Here is a 16,111-nt window from a genome sequence, read left to right as displayed (position 1 = left end):
GTCAATGTAAATGCGTATGATTCGCGTTTGCGGTCGCAATTGTACGGATTAGTACCAAATATGTAAACGATCGAATGGTTTTTGTACTAATTCAGTCAGGCATTCGTGGGGGCGCGATTGCCTTTGCGTCGTGTGCAACACCGCTTTCCATTGCACGGCCGGCGCGTGGCGGCGGCGACTCGCTACACTGCGGTACCGGTTGGACGGGCCCCGGCAGTCAGGCCCGGAGCAAGGAGACAAGACACGATGGACACCCCACGCGCAGCGGTCGTCACGTACCGCGGCAATACGATCGAGAACACGCACGTCGCCCATGTGGCGGTCGTGGACGCACGCGGCAGGTTGCTGGCCCGGTTCGGCGATCCGTTCCGGATGACGCTCGCGCGCTCGGCGGCCAAGCCGGCGCAGGCGTTGTCGGTGATCGAGACGGGCGCGGTGGAGCGCTTCGGCTTCGACGATGCGGACATCGCGCTGATGTGCGCGTCGCACAGCAGCGAGGACCGTCACATCGAACGCACGCGGGCCATGCTCGCGAAGGTGGCCGCGCACGAATCGGATCTGCGTTGCGGCGGCCATCCGCCGTTGTCCGATGCGGTGTATCGAGCATGGATCAAGCGCGACTACACGCCGACCGGCGTGTGCAGCAACTGTTCGGGCAAGCATGTCGGGATGCTGGCCGGCGCGCAGGCGATCGGCGCGGCAATCGCCGACTACCATCTGCCGGACCATCCGATGCAGGTGCGCGTCAAGCATGGGGTGGCCGACGCGTGCGGCCTGCGCGACGACGAGGTGGACTGGAGTATCGACGGGTGCAACCTGCCGACGCCGGCGTTCCCGCTGGATCGGCTCGCGCGTCTGTACGCGTCGCTGGCCGACGGCGCGGACGCGGTGGAGGCGGGCGGCGCGGTAACCGATCGCGTTCGCGCACTGGCGCGCATTCATCGCGCGATGACGGCCTATCCGGAACTGGTCGCAGGCGACGGCCGCTATTGCACGGTGCTGATGAACGCGTTCGACGGGCAGGTGGTCGGCAAGCTCGGCGCCGATGCGTGCTACGGGATCGGCGTGCGCGCATCGGAGCGCACGCGGCAGCTCGGCGCGGATGGCGCGCTCGGCATCTCGGTGAAGATCGAGGACGGCAATGTCGACGTGCTCTACATGGTCGTCAGCGAAGTCCTCGAGCGGCTGCGGATCGGAACGGCCGCACAGCGCGCGCAACTGGCCGGCTTCCACCGGCCGCCGATGCTCAACACGCAGGGCGTCGAGTTCGGGCACGCAACGTTCCCGTTCGAATTGCAGGCGGCCTGAGCGCCGTCGCCGCGCCGCTGCCGCCGGCCCGCGATCCGGGGCGCCTGCAGCGGCGCGCGCCCGCTCGCTGACCGGCTGGCGGGCGGGTGCGAATGAACGCGCGAGTTACACGCGCCCCCCGCGAATCCTCGCAAGCTCCAGTTCCGACAGCTCGCCGATCTGCGCGAGGTGTTCCGCGAGAAAATCCTTCAGCACGCGTAGCTTCGCCGAGCTGCGCCGGTTCGCCAGATACGCGATGTAGATGAATTCGCCCGTCAGCCGGTTCTGCAGCCGGTAACGCGGCAGCACGGCTTCGAGCCGGCCGCTCGCGAGCAGGTCGCGTACCAGCCAGATTTCGAACTCCGCGATGCCGAGCCCCGCGCTGGTCGCTTCGAGCAGCAGTTCCGAATGATCGGTGACGAGATTGCCGGCCGGCAGCACGCTGTGCTGCGCGTCGTCGCGCGCGAGATGCCAGCGCGGATCGCCTTCCGGGTGCGCGTAGCGCAGGCAGTTGTGCTGCTTCAGGTCGTCCGGCGTCGCGGGGCGACCGCAGCGATCCAGATAGCCGGGCGTCGCACACAGGATGCTGTCGTTGCGCGACAGCCGGTGGACGACCAGGTTGTCCAGGTAATTCTCGCCTTCGTGAATGTCGAGATCGAACCCGCCGGCCACGAGGTCGTTGTGGTTGTCGGTGAGCCGCACGTCGAGCTGGATCGTCGGATAGCGTGCGAGAAACGGCGCGACCAGCGGCGCGAGATGGCGGCGGCCGAACGCGACCGGCGCGGTGAGCTTCAGCGGGCCGCTCGGCTGCGCATTCAGCTCGGCGACGACACGCAGCGTGTCGTCGAGATCGGCGATCAGCGTGACCGCGCGTTCCAGGTAGATGTGGCCGGCTTCGGTGAGCGTCACGCTGTGCGTGGAGCGGTGCAGCAGCGCGACGCCGAGTGCGTCCTCGATCGCCGTGACCTTGCGCGCGACGGTCGACGTCGATACGTGCATCTCCTTCGCGACCGCCGAAAAACTCCCCGTTTCGACCACTTTCACGAACGCGCGCATCGCGCCCAGATGATCGATGCCGGTTTCTCTTGCGCCTTTCTTCATTCGATTCTCGCTGTTGCGTCCCACGCAAAACCGCTTTTGATAATACAGAGGCGAGCTTGTTTTTGCAAAGGCATAGAATGCGAACCCGTCGCGTCGGGAAGCGGTTCACGGCGAGCGGCACGAGACATTCAGGAGGGCACGATGACAGAAAACGGCTTCCGCGTCGAAGCGGATCTTTTAGGTAAACGAAGCATTCCGGTGGATGCCTATTACGGCGTCCATACGCTGCGCGCGAAAGAGAATTTCGACATTTCGGGCCGCACCATTGCGTCGCTGCCGTACCTCGTGATGGCGCTCGCGGCCGTGAAGGAAGCGGCGGCCGACGCCAATTGCGAACTCGGGCTGCTGTCGCGGCCACACCGCGATGCGATCGCCGCCGCGTGCGTCGAGATCCGTGAAGGGCGCCTGCACGACCAGTTCGTCGTCGACGTCATTCAGGGCGGCGCCGGCACGTCGACCAACATGAACGCGAACGAGGTGATCTGCAACCGCGCGCTCGAAATCATGGGGCACGCGCGCGGGCAGTACGAATACCTGCACCCGAACGAGCACGTCAATCTCGCGCAGAGCACCAACGACGTCTACCCGACCGCGATCCGCGTTGCGACGTGCTTCGCGGTCGAACACCTGCTCGAAGCGATGGCGCGGCTGCGCGATGCGTTCGCCGAACGGGCCGACGCATTCGCGGGCCTGCTGAAGCTCGGCCGCACGCAGTTGCAGGACGCGGTGCCGATGACGCTCGGTCAGGAATTCTCGACCTACGCGGTGATGCTGACGGAAGACATCGCGCGGCTGCAGGAAGCCGGCTGGCTGATTCGCGAGATCAATCTCGGGGCGACTGCGATCGGCACGGGGATCACCGCGCATCCGCAGTACGCGGAGAAGGCGCTGGCCGCGCTGCGGCGCCTCACCGGGCTCGACCTGAGCACAGCGCCGAACCTGATCGAGGCGACGCAGGATTGCGGCGCGTTCGTGCAGGTGTCGGGCGTGCTCAAGCGCATCGCGGTCAAGCTGTCGAAGATCTGCAACGACCTGCGGCTGCTGTCGAGCGGCCCGCGCGCCGGTTTCGGCGAGATCAACCTGCCGCCCATGCAGGCCGGCTCGTCGATCATGCCCGGCAAGGTGAATCCGGTGATTCCGGAGGTCGTCAACCAGGTCGCGTTCGAGGTGTTCGGCAACGACCTGACCGTGACCTTCGCGGCCGAGGCCGGGCAACTGCAGCTCAACGCGTTCGAGCCGGTGATCGCGAGCGCGCTGTTCCGCAGCTTCAGCCATCTGACGGCCGCCTGCACGACGCTCGCGGAGCGCTGCGTGAGCGGGATCACCGCGAACCCCGAGCGGCTGCGCGACACGATGGAGCGCTCGGTCGCGCTGGCCACCGCGCTGAACCCGTACATCGGCTACAAGCGTGCGACCGCCGTCGCCGCCGAAGCGCACGCAACCGGCAAATCGATCCGCGAGGTCGTGCTGGAGCGCGCGCTGATGACCGTCGCGCAGCTCGACGAGGCGCTGCAACCCGAAGCGCTGATCCGGCCGCGCGTGCTTTGACGGCGGCCGGCGCGTGGCCGGTCCGAAAGCGCCCCGGAGCGGGGCGCGACACACCAACAAACAACGGAGACTGACGATGAAACACACCAGCGAGCGCCCGGCCGATGCGGCCGGCGGCGCGGATTCCCGCCATGCCGATCCCGATGCGATGTTCGCGGCGCACGAAGCCGGCTATGCGAAACAGCTGAAGCCGCGGCACGTGCAGATGATCGCGATGGGCGGTGCGATCGGCACCGGCCTCTTTCTCGGCGCGGGCGGGCGCCTGCAAAGCGCGGGGCCCGCGCTGGCGCTCGTGTATCTCGTGTGCGGCGTGTTCGCGTTCCTGATCATGCGCGCGCTCGGCGAGCTCGTGATGCACCGGCCGACCAGCGGCAGCTTCGTGTCCTACGCACGCGAGTTCATGGGCGAGCGCGCGTCGTTCGTCGCCGGCTGGATGTACTACCTGAACTGGGCGACGACCGGCATCGTCGACATCACCGCGGTCGCGATCTACATGAAGTACTGGGCCGTGTTCACCGACGTGCCGCAATGGGTGTTCGCGCTTGGCGCGCTCGGGATCGTGTCGGTGATGAACATGATCGGCGTGAAGGTGTTCGGCGAGATGGAGTTCTGGTTCTCGCTCGTCAAGGTCGGCACGCTCGCGGTGTTCCTCGCGGTCGGCGCCGTGTTTCTCGCGAGCGGCCATCCGGTTGCGGGGCAGATGCCGGGGCTTCATCTCGTCGCGGATCACGGCGGGATCTTTCCGCACGGCATCCTGCCGGCCGTGCTGATCGTGCAGGGCGTCGTGTTCGCGTATGCGAGCATCGAGCTCGTCGGCGTCGCGGCGGGCGAGACCGCCGATGCGCGCAAGGTGCTGCCGAAGGCGATCAACAGCGTGATGTGGCGCATTGCATTGTTCTACGTCGGTTCGGTCGTGCTGCTGACGATGCTGCTGCCGTGGACCGCGTACAGCGCGCACGAAAGCCCGTTCGTCACGTTCTTCAGCAAGCTCGGCGTGCCGTACGTCGGCACGGTGATGAACGTCGTGGTGCTGACCGCCGCGCTGTCGAGCCTGAATTCCGGCCTTTATTCGACCGGACGCGTGCTGCGCTCGCTCGCGATGGGCGGATCGGCGCCGCGCTTCGTATCGCGGATGAATGCGCGCGGCGTGCCGTACGGCGGGATCCTGATCACGGTCGCGATCAATGCGATCGGCGTGCCGCTGAACTATATCGTCCCGGCGCAGGCGTTCGAGATCGTGCTGAACATGGCGTCGCTCGGAATCATCACGACGTGGGGCTTCATCGTGATGTGCCAGATCCTGTTCCGCCGCGCGGTCGATCGCGGCGAGTTGAAGGCCGTGTCGTTCCGGATGCCCGGCGCGCCGGTCACGTCGTGGCTCACGCTCGCGTTCCTGGCCGGTGTGCTGGTGCTGATGGCGTTCGACTATCCGGGCGGCACGTGGACGGTCGCGACGATTCCGGTGGTGGTGCTTGCACTGGCGGTCGGCTGGAAGCTGGCGAAGCGCGGCGCCGAGCGCGAGCCGGCGGTTGCCGCGCCTGCCTCTGCGCGTGCCGTTGCCGATCCTGCGCAGAACGCGTGACGGCATGCGCTGGCCCGTTCGCGGGCCGGCTTGCCGGCGCGGTCAGTTCAAGGTCGGTTCAGCCCGGTACGCTCGCCGACCCACCGGCCGAAATCACCGGCCATTTCCGCAGTCAGTTCGTGCCCGGCCGCGTACAGGCGCGTATCGTGCGCGACGCCGAGCGCCGTGAGCTTCGCGTCGGCCGTGTCGGCCCAGGCGACGGGCAGCTTGTCGTCGAAGCGGCCGTGGACGATCAACGCATGGAGCGGGCGAAGCGCGTCGCGCGGCGCGATCAGCGGATCGATTTCCGGCAGAATGCGCCCGCACAGCACGGCGAACGCGGTGACGTCGTCCGGCGACGTGAGGCCGACGGCGGCGCTCATGATGCCGCCCTGGCTGAAGCCGGCGATCACGGCCGGCAACCGCGATGCCGCGCCGTCCTGCGCACGGAAGGCGCGCAGCAGCGCGATCAGCTGCACGCGGCTCGCGTCCGCGCGGGCCGCATCGATTTCAGGGCCGTTCGGGCCGAAGCGCACCGGAAACCACGCATGCTGATTGGGCCCGAACGTGAGCGGGCCGCGCACGAACGCGATTTCGATGCGCGGATCGACCCCGTCGGCCACGTTCAGCAGGTTGGTTTCGTGGCCGCCGACGCCGTGCAGCAGCAACAGGCGCGCGACGGGGCGGCCGGCGGCCGGGCGCAGCCGGTACTGGAGGCCCGAATCGGGATCGGTGGTCAGCGGCAGGGCGTCGGTCATCGCGTGGGTCCGGAGAGAGAAACGATGCGACAGTCTAGATCGTGCGGACGGGGAGGTGAATCGCCGGGAGGCGATTGATTGTTTCCTGAATGGAATGAATCCGGTCGCGTGCGACGGGGCCGGAACGCTCGCGCGAACGACGCGCAACCTGAAATTTTTGCGCTTGCGCCGCAGCGGTTATAAAAAGATGCCAAAACAAACCGCCTCACGGATAATGCGCAAACGTTTTACCGGCATTCAATAAAATTGATTTTGCGGAACACGAATAAAACAACGAATATCCGCTACTTCGCCGATCCTGCAACCTCCACAGCCACACCGGCCTTGGCAGCCGGAAGTTAACGGCTAATCCGCAAAAAACTTTAGGCTTTTTCGGTCGCAATTATTCATTTCATTTTCGTCAATGACCGATTGATTTTCGGTCATCGGACAGTCATACACCATCCCCGATAATTCGGCGCTCACATTCTTTCAATAGACCAAAGGGCGATCGAAGCCGGATCGCTGCGGGGAGCTGTACTCATGACCATCCGTCATCGCATTACGCTGCTAGTCGTCCTGACGTTCTTCGCGCTGTCCGCGATCGGCATTTATGCCGTGTACCAGACACGCAAGAGCGCGTCCGAGGTGCGTCAGGTCACCCAGGGCATCGTGCCGAGCGCGCTCGCGTCGGCCGATCTCGTCGCCGATGTGAAGAACATCCAGATCGCAACGATGACGCTCGTCTACGCGCCCGACGCGAACACCGCCGCGCAGGCGCGCGACGAGCTGAAGGCGAAGCAGGCCGCGCTGCGCGCCGCGCTCGACGTGCAGGCGAAATCGGCGGTCGGCCGCGCACAGGAAGGCCTCGTCACGCAGGCGAAGGACAGCGTCGCGAACTATTTCGCGGCGATCGACGACACCGTGAAGATGAAGGCGGACGGCAAGGCCGAAATGGCGCAGGCGTACCTGTTCGCGAACGTCGCGCAGTATCGCGACGAACTCGAAAGCATCGTCGACACGTTGCGGGTCGAGAAGAACCGCCAGAAGGACGATGCGATCAGCGCGCTGAACGGGATGCTCGCAACCACGGCGACCGCGATCGCAGGCGTCGCCGGCACGGTGATCGTGCTGCTGACCGCGCTCGGCTTCGTGCTGTATCGCCAGATTACGCGCCCGCTGATCGGGATGCAGACGGCGATGAGCGAGATCGCGACGAGCCAGGATTTCACGCGCCGCGTGCCGGTGGGCCGGATGGACGAAATCGGCCATTCGATCGTCGCGTTCAACGGGATGATCGAGAAGATCCAGGAGAACGCCGCGCAGCTCAAGCGGAAGACGGCGGACATCCAGGCGATGCTGCAGAACATGCAGCAGGGGATCCTGACCGTCGTCGAGGGCGGTGTCGTGCATGCGGAGTATTCGGCGTACCTCGAAACCATCTTCGAGACGAACGACATCGCTGGCCGCGACCTGATGGCGCTCGTGTTCGACGATTCGGCGATCGGCGCCGATGCGCGCTCGCAGGTCGATGCGGCCGTGCATGCGTGCCTCGGCGAAGACAGCATGAACTTCGAATTCAACGAGCACCTGCTCGTCAACGAAGTCGCGAAGCGGATGCCCGACGGCCGCGAGAAGTGGCTCGACCTGAGCTGGTCGGCGATCACCGACGAGACCGACACGGTCGTGCGCCTGATGCTGTGCGTGCGCGACGTGACCGAAATCCGCGAGCTGACCGCGCAGGCCGGCGAGCAGCAGCGCCGCCTCGAGATGATCGGCGAGATCCTGTCGATCAGCCAGGACAAGTTCCACGACTTCGTGCACAGCGCGAAGGGCTTCCTCAGCGAGAACGAACGGATGATCCGCCAGCACGAGCGCGCCGATCATTCGATCGTCGCGGCGCTGTTCCGCAACATGCACACGATCAAGGGCAATGCGCGGACGTACAGCCTCCAGCACCTGACGAACATCGTCCACGAAGCGGAGCAGGCGTACGAATCGCTGCGCCGCGCGGACGGCGGCCCCGAGTGGAACCGCGACGCGCTGATGGACGACCTGGCGCGGGTGCGCGACGCCGTCGAACACTACGCGACGATCAATGCGGTCACGCTCGGCCGCAGCGGCGAACCGGTGCAGGACGGCGCCGACTTCCTGATGGTCGAACGCGCGCACATCAGCGAGAGCCTGCGCGTGCTCGACGGCGCCGATCCGGCGAACGCGTCCGACTGGCACGCGGCACGCGATGCCGTGCGCCGCATGCTGAGCCAGCTCGGCACGCAGGGCATCGGCGACGCGCTCGGCGGCGTGATCGAGTCGCTGCCGTCGCTCGCGGCCGAACTCGGCAAGCCGGCGCCCGTCGTGCATATCGACAGCCACGGCCAGCGCGTGCGCAGCGAGATCGCCGCGACGCTGAAGAACGTGTTCATGCACCTGCTGCGCAATTCGATCGACCACGGCATCGAATCGTCCGAAGAGCGGCGCGCGGCCGGCAAGGCGGCGTCCGGGACGATCGACATCGCGGTGGGCGTGGGCGGCGGCGAGCTGTGGTTCGTGCTCGGCGACGACGGCCGCGGCCTCGCGCTCGACCGGATTCGCGGGATTGCGCGCGAGCGCGGCTGGATCGATGCCGGCAACGAAGCGGCGCTGTCCGACGAAGACGTTGCCGAGCTGATCTTCCGGCCGGGCTTCTCGACCGCGCAAACGGTGACCGAAGTGTCGGGGCGCGGCGTCGGCATGGACGCGGTGCGCAACTTCCTGAAACGCGATGGCGGCGACATCGCGCTGCGCTTCACCGACGATCGCGCCGGCGCGCCGTATCGCGCGTTCGAGACGATCGTGTCGCTGCCGGCGCGTTTCGCGGCAGATGGTGCCGCTCACGGCACCGTGCACGAGTCGCGTGCGCGCATCGCGGATATCGGCGCAGCGGAGTGACGAAGTGATCGTGCAGGCTTGGATGATTCAGATGGCCGCCGCGCTGGCGGGCGGCGTGGTGGTCGCGGTGGTGGCGGCCGTCGTGTTCCGCGTGACGCGCACACGGCTCGTCGCTGCGCTGGAGCGCGATGCGGATACGTTGCGCGGCGCGCTCGACGCAGCCGACGCACGTGCGGAAGAGGCGGTGTCGGCGCATGCGGAGGCGGCCGACGCGTGGGCGCACCGCGAGGCGCAGCTTCAGGACGCGCTCGCGAGCGAGGTATCCGCGGCCGGCACGCAGCGCGATGCGCTGCAGGCGCTGTCGGCCGACCGCGCCGCACTCGCGCAGCATGCGATGAAGATCGCCGACGAAGCCGCGCGGCTGCGCGGGCTCGCCGGCACGTTCGAGCGCTGGCACGAGCAGATGATCTCGCTGACCACGCAGAACCATGACATGCGCACGAAGAACCTGGAGCTGTCGGCGATCGTCGCGCACGTGTCGATCGTGTCGCTCAACGCATCGATCGAGGCCGCCCGCGCAGGGTCGGCCGGGCGCGGCTTCTCGATCGTCGCGAGCGAGGTGCGCGGGCTGGCCGCGCGCTCGCAGCAATTGTCGAACAGCTATCGCGACAGCCTGAACCGCAACGATCTCGTGACGGCCGCGACGTTCCAGGACATCCAGGCCGGCGGCAAGATGATCACGGCCGCGCTCGCGACCGTCGAGACGCTGGCCGGGCAGTTGCACGCGCGCATCGAAGGAGAGGCGGCGTGATCAGCGAGCAGGCGAAGGCAGGCTTCGAACGGATCTTCTTCGACGCGGCGCGTACGCGGCTCGCGTCCGGCGGCGCGTGCGACATCCGGCCGTCCGCCGGCCACGAACATGACGGGCCCGATCGCTCGTCTGCGCGGCCGCGCTCGAAGCCGAAGGTGCCCGAGCATGTCACGGTGCTGACGATCTCCGCGCTGCATTTCCGCCTGTTGCTCGCGCTGCGCTTCAGTGACGACGACGCGACCCGCCGCCATTTCGCCGGCACGACGGCGGGCACGAGCAGCCAGCGGCCGCTGTCCGAAGCGTTCATGGAAGTTGCGAACCTGTGCTGCGGCGCGATCAACCAGGCGCTGACCACGCCGTTTCCCGATCTCGGGATGTCGACGCCGTATCTGCTGAGCGGTGCGAGCATCGACTACATGCCCGCGCTCGCCCCCGATTACGTGGCGGCATACGACCTGACGCTCGATGGCGACGTGCGGGTCGGTGCGACGCTGTGCGTGTGCGCGAACGCGCCGGTCGATTTCCATGTGCCGGAAACGGCGACGGTGGATTCCGGCGGCGAGCTCGAACTGTTCTGACCGACCATCAGGAAATCTTGAGATGACCGAAGACCAACCCGTCAGCAAGGTGCTCGTCCTCGACGACAGCCGCATGCATGCCGAAGCGATCAAGCGCTTCTGCGACGAGCACAACCTGGTCGGCCTGACCGTGCGGCGCAGCCGGCTGCTGAAGGTGCTGCGTTCGAACATCGATCTCGGCGCGATCCTGCTGGCCGAGGATTACGGCGGCTCGCCGGCCGAGAGCGCGATCATCGCGACGCAGATCGATGCGCTGCGCCCCGAATTGCCGATCATCCTGCGCCGCGAATCGCTCGCGTCGCGCGACGGGCTGCCGGACGCGCTCGCGCGCGTCGCGTGCGCGGCGTACGTCGCCGACGACATGACGCCGCTCAAGCGCGCAATCGACGAATACCTGTTCGGCCGCGATTATCCGAACGCGCTCGTGCGCGGCATTTCGGAGATCACCGAGGCGCGCATCGACAGCCTGTTCCCGGGCATGACGATCGAGCACGACACGCCGTGCATCGTCCGCGACCAGATCATCTTCGGCGAAGTGTTCAGCCTGATCGCGCTCGAAAGCGCATGGTGCCGCGGCTACATGCTGCTGCAGACGAGCGAGCAGCCGCTGCTCGACATGATCGGCGGCACCCGCGACGACGGCCGAGCGCCGGATTTCCGCGACGTGAACAGCGTGCTCGGCGAACTGACGAACCTCGTGTGGGGCGCGTTCAAGAACCGCTATCTCGGCGACGCCGAGGCACTGGCGCGCCATCCGGTGCAGGTGCCGCTCGTCGTCAATCACAAGCAGAAGTTCATCTCGTTCGGCGGCGACTGTCCGCAGCTCTGTTTCAAGTACCGGATGACCGATCCGCAATCGGGGCGCTCGGTCTGCCTCGACCAGCATTTCGTGTTCAGCCTGAGCTGGTCGCCGGAGGATTTCCGCGAATCGGTGCAGGACGTGGGGCCGATGGTCGAATCGGGCGAACTCGAACTGTTTTGAAGTCAGCAACAAGGAAAGGGGAATACGACATGGCAAAGATTCTGGTGGTCGACGATTCGGGCACGGTGCGCGACGAAGTCGCGGGCTTCCTGCGCAATCACGGGCTCGACGTCGCGACGGCCGTCGACGGCAAGGACGGGCTCGCGAAGCTCAAGGCGACGCCCGGCGTGCGCCTCGTGATCAGCGACGTGAACATGCCGAACATGGACGGCCTGACGATGGTCGAGAAGATCCGCGGCGAACTGGCGAACGCGACGGTCAACGTCGTGATGCTGACGACCGAAAGCAGCCCGGCGATGAAGGAGCGCGGCAAGGCCGCCGGCGTGAAGGGCTGGATCGTGAAGCCGTTCAAGGGCGACGCGGTGCTCGACGCACTGAAGAAGCTCGCGGGCTGACGCACGTCCGGCCGCAGCGGGCCCGTCACCGTCGCCGTCAATGCTGCGGTTCGGGTTGCGCGGCCGCCGCGCTGCGCGCCGGAACCGGCGCGGGCGTCTGCCATTGCACGACGATCATGCCCGCGAAGATCAGCGCGACGCCCGCGATGCGGCCGGGCGTCGCGAGCCGTTGCGCGAGGCCCATCAGCCCGTAGTGATCGATCAGCAGCGACGCGAGCATCTGTCCGGCCACGACGCAGACGATGAAGGTCGTCGCGCCGAGCCGCGGCGTCAGGATCAGCGCGAGCGTGATGTAGATCACGCCCGCAAGGCCGCCGAGCCACATCCACAGCGGGCGCTGCAGCGCTTCGCCGACGAGCGGCGCGTTCGCGCGCGTCGCCAGCAGCACCGGCAGTACCGCGAGCAGGCTGACCGTCAGCGACGCGACGCTGGCCCATAGCGGGTGGCCGAGCGCCCGCCCGAGCGCGGCATTGCTGCCGCCCTGCAGCGGTACGAGCGCGCCGGCGACGAAAGCCGCGACGGCGAGCGGAAGGGTGGCGAAGGAAAGCGAAGTCGTCATCTTGGTCGGTCTTGAAAGGGTGTCGAAAAGATTGTCATCCATTAAGATGGCGAATGGAAATTCGTCTTTCGGATGCTTCATATTCGCGCCATGAATAACCTCGCCCGTATCGACCTGAACCTGCTCGTCACGCTGCATGTGCTGCTGAGCGAGCGTCACATCTCGCGCGCGGCGACCCGGCTGCACAAGAGCCAGCCGGCCGTGAGCCATGCGCTCGCGCGGCTGCGCGAGATTTTCGGCGATCCGCTGCTCGTGCGGCGCGCAGGCCGGCTCGAGCTGACTGCACGGGCGAACGAGCTGGTCGAGCCGCTGAACGACGTCCTTGGCCGGCTCGGCGCATTGATCGAGCCGCCGGCGTTCGATCCGTCCGCGGCCACGCGCGTCTTTCGGATCGCGATGTCCGATTACGGCGCGCGGATCGTGCTGCCCACGCTCGTGAAGACGTTGCGCGCCGACGCGCCGGGCATCGAGCTGATCGTGTCGCAGGCCACGCGCGAGGCGATGCGCATGCAGCTGATGGATGGCGAGGTCGATCTTGCACTCGGCGTGCTGCCTGCATTGCAGCGCGACCTGCATGCGCAGCCGCTGTTCGTCGAATCGTTCGCGTGCGTGGCCGACGCGAGCCGCCTGCCGCGCCGCGGTGAACTCGCGCTCGACGCGTGGCTCGCGCGGCCGCATGCACTCGTCGCGATGCGCGACGGCATGGACAACGAGGTCGATCGCGCGCTCGCACGGCTGCGGCGCGAGCGGCACATTGCGGTGATCCTGCCGTTCTGGGGCGTCGCCAACGACTTGATCGCCGGCACGGATCTCGTGCTGACCGTCGCGCGCCGGAACCTCGATCGCGTGCGCGACGACGCGCGCCTGCGCGTGTTCGAGCCGCCGTTCCCGATCGATTCGTTCGAGTTTGCGCAGCACTGGCATGAACGCCGGCATGGCGACGCCGCGCACGTCTGGCTGCGGCAGACGATCGCGCGCGTCGCGAGCGGCGGGTAGCGACGGGTAGCGGCACCGCGCGGCCGATTGCGGGCGCAACGATTTACAGTGCGCCGCGATGTCCGTATCCTGCCGGATGCCGAGGGCAGGCGTGCCTGCGCGTCATGCGCAGCACGCCCGGCATCCATCGCAATCAGGAACAGGATTCCAATGACAACCAGGATCGACCGGGCAGCGCTCGTGCGCGGCGCATGCGTGACGCTGGTGGCCGCGCTGGCAGGCGGATGCGCCGGCACCGCGCAGCAGCATGCACAGCAGGCTGCCGTCGGCAACGGTTCGTCGTACACGTGCAATCCCACGCAGGTCGACGGGCAGGCAACGGCCGGGAAGGGCGCCAACGGGTGCTATTTCGTGCTGCACGATCCCGCGACGAAGCAGGCGCTGCCGAACACGCGCTATGCATTCGCGCTCTATACGAGCGCATCCCTGGACAACCGGGAACTCGAAGTCGAAGGCGCGACCGACGCGCAGGGACGCACGATTTTCATGCGTTCCGCCGCGCCGATCGATCCGGCGCGCATGATACTCGTGCGTATCGTCGGCGATGGCCCGACGGGGCGCATCCCGGTGTTGGTCCGGCCGACCGACGGCAAGCGCATTCCGTTCGCGCAATACAAGGTCATGGGCTGCAACGGCCCGTACGAAGGCGTGACCGACGAAACGGGGCGCGGCGTGATGTACCGTTGCAAGACGCAGTCGAAGATCGACGTGTCGTTCTATCAGTCGCGCCCGTGAGGTGAGCGAGATGGTGTCCCGATCCGAAGGCGCCGCCAAGCCGCGCACGGAGACGCTGATCGCGAAAGGCGTCCTTTTTACCCTGGTCGGAGCGGGCCTGCTGATCGGCATCGCGCTGTACGCGCAGTCGACGCGCGAATTCCTGCGAACGTCGGTCGTCGTGCCGGGCCGCGTCATCAAGCTGAACGCCGGCAAGCATCATCCCGAGATCGCGTTCACGACGCTCGCGGGCGAGCATGTCGAATATGCGCAGGGCGGCCTGGTCAGCGAGCAGGACGGCGCGACGGTCGAGGTGCGCTACGCGCCGGACGAGCCCAGGATGACCGCACAGCTGAATACGTTCGGCGCGATCTGGGGCGACGTGCTGATCTTCGGCGCGATGGGCGCCGTCTTTTTCGGCGCGGGCGTCGGGCACCTGTGGTCGGGTGTGCGCGCGTGGCGCGGCGGGCGCCAGCCGGTCGCGCGCTGACGCGGAAGCCCGCTACCGGGCGGAAGGCCCGGCGGTCGCAAATTCGTCGACGACGGCTTCGGTCGCCGCCGCGCTCGCGCTGCGTGCGCCGTGGCCGGTGGTCCGGGCGGCGTTGATCGCATTCGGCACCGGGGCCGCGTTGTCGGTAGCGCCGATGATCGCGACCGTGCTCGAACAGGTGCCCGCGGACGCGGCGGGCGCGGCATCGGGGGGCCTCAATGCGGCGAGGCAGGCCGGAAGCTTGTCCGGCGTGGCCATTGCAGGCGCCGCGACGATCCTGTTGCCGGGTCGGAGCGACGCGCTGCGGGCGGTCGCGGCGCTCGGATGCGTCGCCTGTGCGACGGCCGCCTTTGCGGCACGGCGGGCCGCAAGACGAGTGGCACGTGACTGGACGTCACACGGAATGTGGAGGACCATTTCGTCACGATGCTGCGAACGGACGCATGCCGTGGCCGTCCGTTCGTGCCGCACCGAATCCTGCCGAACGCCGCCGAGTGGAACATCATGGAACCCGATCAAGAGACTGCCGAGCCGATCCTGTTGCGCGACGCGCACGACGGCGTCGTCACGCTGCGGTTGAATCGCCCGCAGCAGTTCAATGCGTTGTCCGAGGCGATGCTTGCGAGCCTGCACGATGCGTTCGATACGCTGGCGGCCGATCCGCACGTGCGCTGCGTCGTGCTGGCCGCCGAAGGCAAGGCGTTCTGCGCGGGCCACGACCTGCGGCAGATGCGCAGCCGGCCCGAACTCGACTACTACCGCACGCTGTTCGCGCAGTGCAGCCGCGTGATGCTCGCGATGCGCGCATTGCCGGTGCCGGTGATCGCGCGCGTGCACGGCATCGCGACGGCGGCCGGCTGCCAGCTCGTTGCCGCGTGCGACCTTGCAATCGCCGCCGATACCGCGCGCTTCGCGGTATCGGGCATCAACGTCGGGCTGTTCTGCTCGACACCGGCCGTCGCGTTGAGCCGCAACGTCGCCGCGAAGCGCGCGTTCGACATGCTCGTGACCGGGCGTTTCGTCGATGCGGCGACGGCCGCCGCGTGGGGGCTCGTCAACGAGGCCGTGCCCGAGGACGCGCTCGATGCGGCCGTCGCGCGCAAGGTCGCGGAGATCGTCGCGAAGAGCCCGGCCGCGGTGCGATTTGGCAAGCAGATGTTCTATCGCCAGCGCGAGCTGCCGCTCGACGAAGCCTATGCGTATGCGGGCGACGTGATGGCGCGCAACATGATGGAAGAGGATGCGGGCGAGGGGATCGACGCGTTTCTCGAAAAGCGCCAGCCGACGTGGCGTTCGTGACGCGTCGGCGCAAGCGGGCAGCGTGCGGTTCGGAAGGAACGTCACGCGATTTCGTTGGTTTTGCCGGTTTGGCTCGCATGCGGTGCCGCTGCGCCGGAAAGCAAACGGGCCACCCGAGGCGGCCCGCAAGCAAGGCGTGCGGCACGCACGGCGACACGACAGCGCGCCGCCGCGTCGACGTG

At 67.3% G+C, this 16,111-nt stretch carries 16 protein-coding genes; 12 read left to right on the top strand and 4 right to left on the bottom strand.

The annotated features are described in order from the left end of the window. The first annotated feature begins 246 nt into the window (after nt 1–246). Nucleotides 247–1,308, top strand: coding sequence for an asparaginase (locus BLA15945_RS07255; RefSeq protein WP_059237109.1), 1,062 nt, complete (start codon nt 247–249; stop codon nt 1,306–1,308). Between the two features lie 105 nt (nt 1,309–1,413). Here the strand turns inward: BLA15945_RS07255 and BLA15945_RS07250 are convergent, their stop codons facing one another. Continuing rightward, entirely contained in the window at nt 1,414–2,388 is a 975-nt protein-coding gene (locus BLA15945_RS07250) for a LysR family transcriptional regulator (protein ID WP_174991906.1), read from the bottom strand. Nucleotides 2,389–2,529: 141 nt separating this feature from the next. On the opposite strand from BLA15945_RS07250, the gene BLA15945_RS07245 reads away from it, so the two are divergent. Together BLA15945_RS07245 and BLA15945_RS07240 are read left to right on the top strand one after the other, a co-directional pair. Further along, nucleotides 2,530–3,936: an aspartate ammonia-lyase gene (locus BLA15945_RS07245; protein WP_059237107.1), complete on the top strand. Its 1,407-nt coding sequence runs from the start codon at nt 2,530–2,532 to the stop codon at nt 3,934–3,936. 76 nt (nt 3,937–4,012) lie between these two features. Next, complete coding sequence (locus BLA15945_RS07240) at nt 4,013–5,518, top strand: amino acid permease (protein ID WP_174991905.1); 1,506 nt, start codon at nt 4,013–4,015, stop codon at nt 5,516–5,518. 47 nt (nt 5,519–5,565) lie between these two features. Here the strand turns inward: BLA15945_RS07240 and BLA15945_RS07235 are convergent, their stop codons facing one another. Continuing rightward, on the bottom strand, nt 5,566–6,255 hold the full coding sequence (locus BLA15945_RS07235; protein ID WP_059237105.1) for an alpha/beta hydrolase: 690 nt from the start codon (nt 6,253–6,255) through the stop codon (nt 5,566–5,568). Nucleotides 6,256–6,777: 522 nt separating this feature from the next. Between BLA15945_RS07235 and BLA15945_RS07230 the strand changes: the two genes are divergently transcribed. From BLA15945_RS07230 to BLA15945_RS07210, 5 genes are read left to right on the top strand one after another with little or no spacing between them, the layout of a single operon-like run. After that, nucleotides 6,778–9,165: an MCP four helix bundle domain-containing protein gene (locus BLA15945_RS07230; protein ID WP_174991904.1), complete on the top strand. Its 2,388-nt coding sequence runs from the start codon at nt 6,778–6,780 to the stop codon at nt 9,163–9,165. 22 nt (nt 9,166–9,187) lie between these two features. Continuing rightward, nucleotides 9,188–9,916, top strand: a complete 729-nt coding sequence (locus BLA15945_RS07225) for a methyl-accepting chemotaxis protein (protein WP_059240753.1) — start codon at nt 9,188–9,190, stop codon at nt 9,914–9,916. Continuing rightward, nucleotides 9,913–10,494 (top strand): hypothetical protein, encoded by a 582-nt coding sequence (locus tag BLA15945_RS07220; protein ID WP_174991903.1) that lies wholly within the window; start codon nt 9,913–9,915, stop codon nt 10,492–10,494. The genes BLA15945_RS07225 and BLA15945_RS07220 overlap by 4 nt, the downstream gene beginning before the upstream one ends. Before the next feature lie 22 nt (nt 10,495–10,516). Then, nucleotides 10,517–11,476, top strand: a complete 960-nt coding sequence (locus BLA15945_RS07215) for a chemotaxis protein CheX (RefSeq protein WP_174991902.1) — start codon at nt 10,517–10,519, stop codon at nt 11,474–11,476. 29 nt (nt 11,477–11,505) lie between these two features. Further along, the gene (locus BLA15945_RS07210) at nt 11,506–11,871 is read left to right on the top strand and encodes a response regulator (RefSeq protein WP_031401467.1); all 366 of its coding nucleotides are present in this window, start codon (nt 11,506–11,508) and stop codon (nt 11,869–11,871) included. A gap of 37 nt (nt 11,872–11,908) precedes the next feature. On the opposite strand, the gene BLA15945_RS07205 is transcribed toward BLA15945_RS07210, so the two are convergent. Beyond that, entirely contained in the window at nt 11,909–12,430 is a 522-nt protein-coding gene (locus tag BLA15945_RS07205) for a DMT family transporter (RefSeq protein ID WP_059237101.1), read from the bottom strand. A gap of 90 nt (nt 12,431–12,520) precedes the next feature. Between BLA15945_RS07205 and BLA15945_RS07200 the strand changes: the two genes are divergently transcribed. The 3 genes from BLA15945_RS07200 (at nt 12,521) to BLA15945_RS07190 (ending at nt 14,630) form a co-directional block, all read left to right on the top strand. Further along, nucleotides 12,521–13,426: a LysR family transcriptional regulator gene (locus BLA15945_RS07200; RefSeq protein WP_174991901.1), complete on the top strand. Its 906-nt coding sequence runs from the start codon at nt 12,521–12,523 to the stop codon at nt 13,424–13,426. 150 nt (nt 13,427–13,576) lie between these two features. Beyond that, a complete protein-coding gene (locus BLA15945_RS07195) occupies nt 13,577–14,161 on the top strand; it encodes a hypothetical protein (protein ID WP_174991900.1) in 585 nt (194 codons plus the stop codon). 10 nt (nt 14,162–14,171) lie between these two features. Beyond that, on the top strand, nt 14,172–14,630 hold the full coding sequence (locus tag BLA15945_RS07190) for a DUF3592 domain-containing protein (protein WP_059240752.1): 459 nt from the start codon (nt 14,172–14,174) through the stop codon (nt 14,628–14,630). 12 nt (nt 14,631–14,642) lie between these two features. Here BLA15945_RS07190 and BLA15945_RS07185 read toward each other — a convergent pair whose 3' ends face one another. Continuing rightward, entirely contained in the window at nt 14,643–14,888 is a 246-nt protein-coding gene (locus BLA15945_RS07185) for a hypothetical protein (RefSeq protein ID WP_059237098.1), read from the bottom strand. Between the two features lie 246 nt (nt 14,889–15,134). Between BLA15945_RS07185 and BLA15945_RS07180 the strand changes: the two genes are divergently transcribed. Continuing rightward, nucleotides 15,135–15,929: an enoyl-CoA hydratase gene (locus BLA15945_RS07180; RefSeq protein ID WP_174991899.1), complete on the top strand. Its 795-nt coding sequence runs from the start codon at nt 15,135–15,137 to the stop codon at nt 15,927–15,929. Nucleotides 15,930–16,111 lie beyond the last annotated feature (182 nt).

The sequence above is a fragment of the Burkholderia arboris genome (genome assembly GCF_902499125.1).
Taxonomy (GTDB): domain Bacteria; phylum Pseudomonadota; class Gammaproteobacteria; order Burkholderiales; family Burkholderiaceae; genus Burkholderia; species Burkholderia arboris.
This window is presented reverse-complemented; position numbering and strand designations above follow the sequence as displayed.

Bases quoted from the DNA above. Each gene is read 5' to 3' on its own strand.
- BLA15945_RS07255 (WP_059237109.1), top strand. From the start codon at position 247: ATGGACACCCCACGCGCAGCGGTCGTCACGTACCGCGGCAATACGATC.
- BLA15945_RS07250 (WP_174991906.1), bottom strand. From the start codon at position 2,388: ATGAAGAAAGGCGCAAGAGAAACCGGCATCGATCATCTGGGCGCGATG.
- BLA15945_RS07245 (WP_059237107.1), top strand. From the start codon at position 2,530: ATGACAGAAAACGGCTTCCGCGTCGAAGCGGATCTTTTAGGTAAACGA.
- BLA15945_RS07240 (WP_174991905.1), top strand. From the start codon at position 4,013: ATGAAACACACCAGCGAGCGCCCGGCCGATGCGGCCGGCGGCGCGGAT.
- BLA15945_RS07235 (WP_059237105.1), bottom strand. From the start codon at position 6,255: ATGACCGACGCCCTGCCGCTGACCACCGATCCCGATTCGGGCCTCCAG.
- BLA15945_RS07230 (WP_174991904.1), top strand. From the start codon at position 6,778: ATGACCATCCGTCATCGCATTACGCTGCTAGTCGTCCTGACGTTCTTC.
- BLA15945_RS07225 (WP_059240753.1), top strand. From the start codon at position 9,188: ATGATTCAGATGGCCGCCGCGCTGGCGGGCGGCGTGGTGGTCGCGGTG.
- BLA15945_RS07215 (WP_174991902.1), top strand. From the start codon at position 10,517: ATGACCGAAGACCAACCCGTCAGCAAGGTGCTCGTCCTCGACGACAGC.
- BLA15945_RS07210 (WP_031401467.1), top strand. From the start codon at position 11,506: ATGGCAAAGATTCTGGTGGTCGACGATTCGGGCACGGTGCGCGACGAA.
- BLA15945_RS07205 (WP_059237101.1), bottom strand. From the start codon at position 12,430: ATGACGACTTCGCTTTCCTTCGCCACCCTTCCGCTCGCCGTCGCGGCT.
- BLA15945_RS07200 (WP_174991901.1), top strand. From the start codon at position 12,521: ATGAATAACCTCGCCCGTATCGACCTGAACCTGCTCGTCACGCTGCAT.
- BLA15945_RS07195 (WP_174991900.1), top strand. From the start codon at position 13,577: ATGACAACCAGGATCGACCGGGCAGCGCTCGTGCGCGGCGCATGCGTG.
- BLA15945_RS07190 (WP_059240752.1), top strand. From the start codon at position 14,172: ATGGTGTCCCGATCCGAAGGCGCCGCCAAGCCGCGCACGGAGACGCTG.
- BLA15945_RS07185 (WP_059237098.1), bottom strand. From the start codon at position 14,888: ATGGCCACGCCGGACAAGCTTCCGGCCTGCCTCGCCGCATTGAGGCCC.
- BLA15945_RS07180 (WP_174991899.1), top strand. From the start codon at position 15,135: ATGGAACCCGATCAAGAGACTGCCGAGCCGATCCTGTTGCGCGACGCG.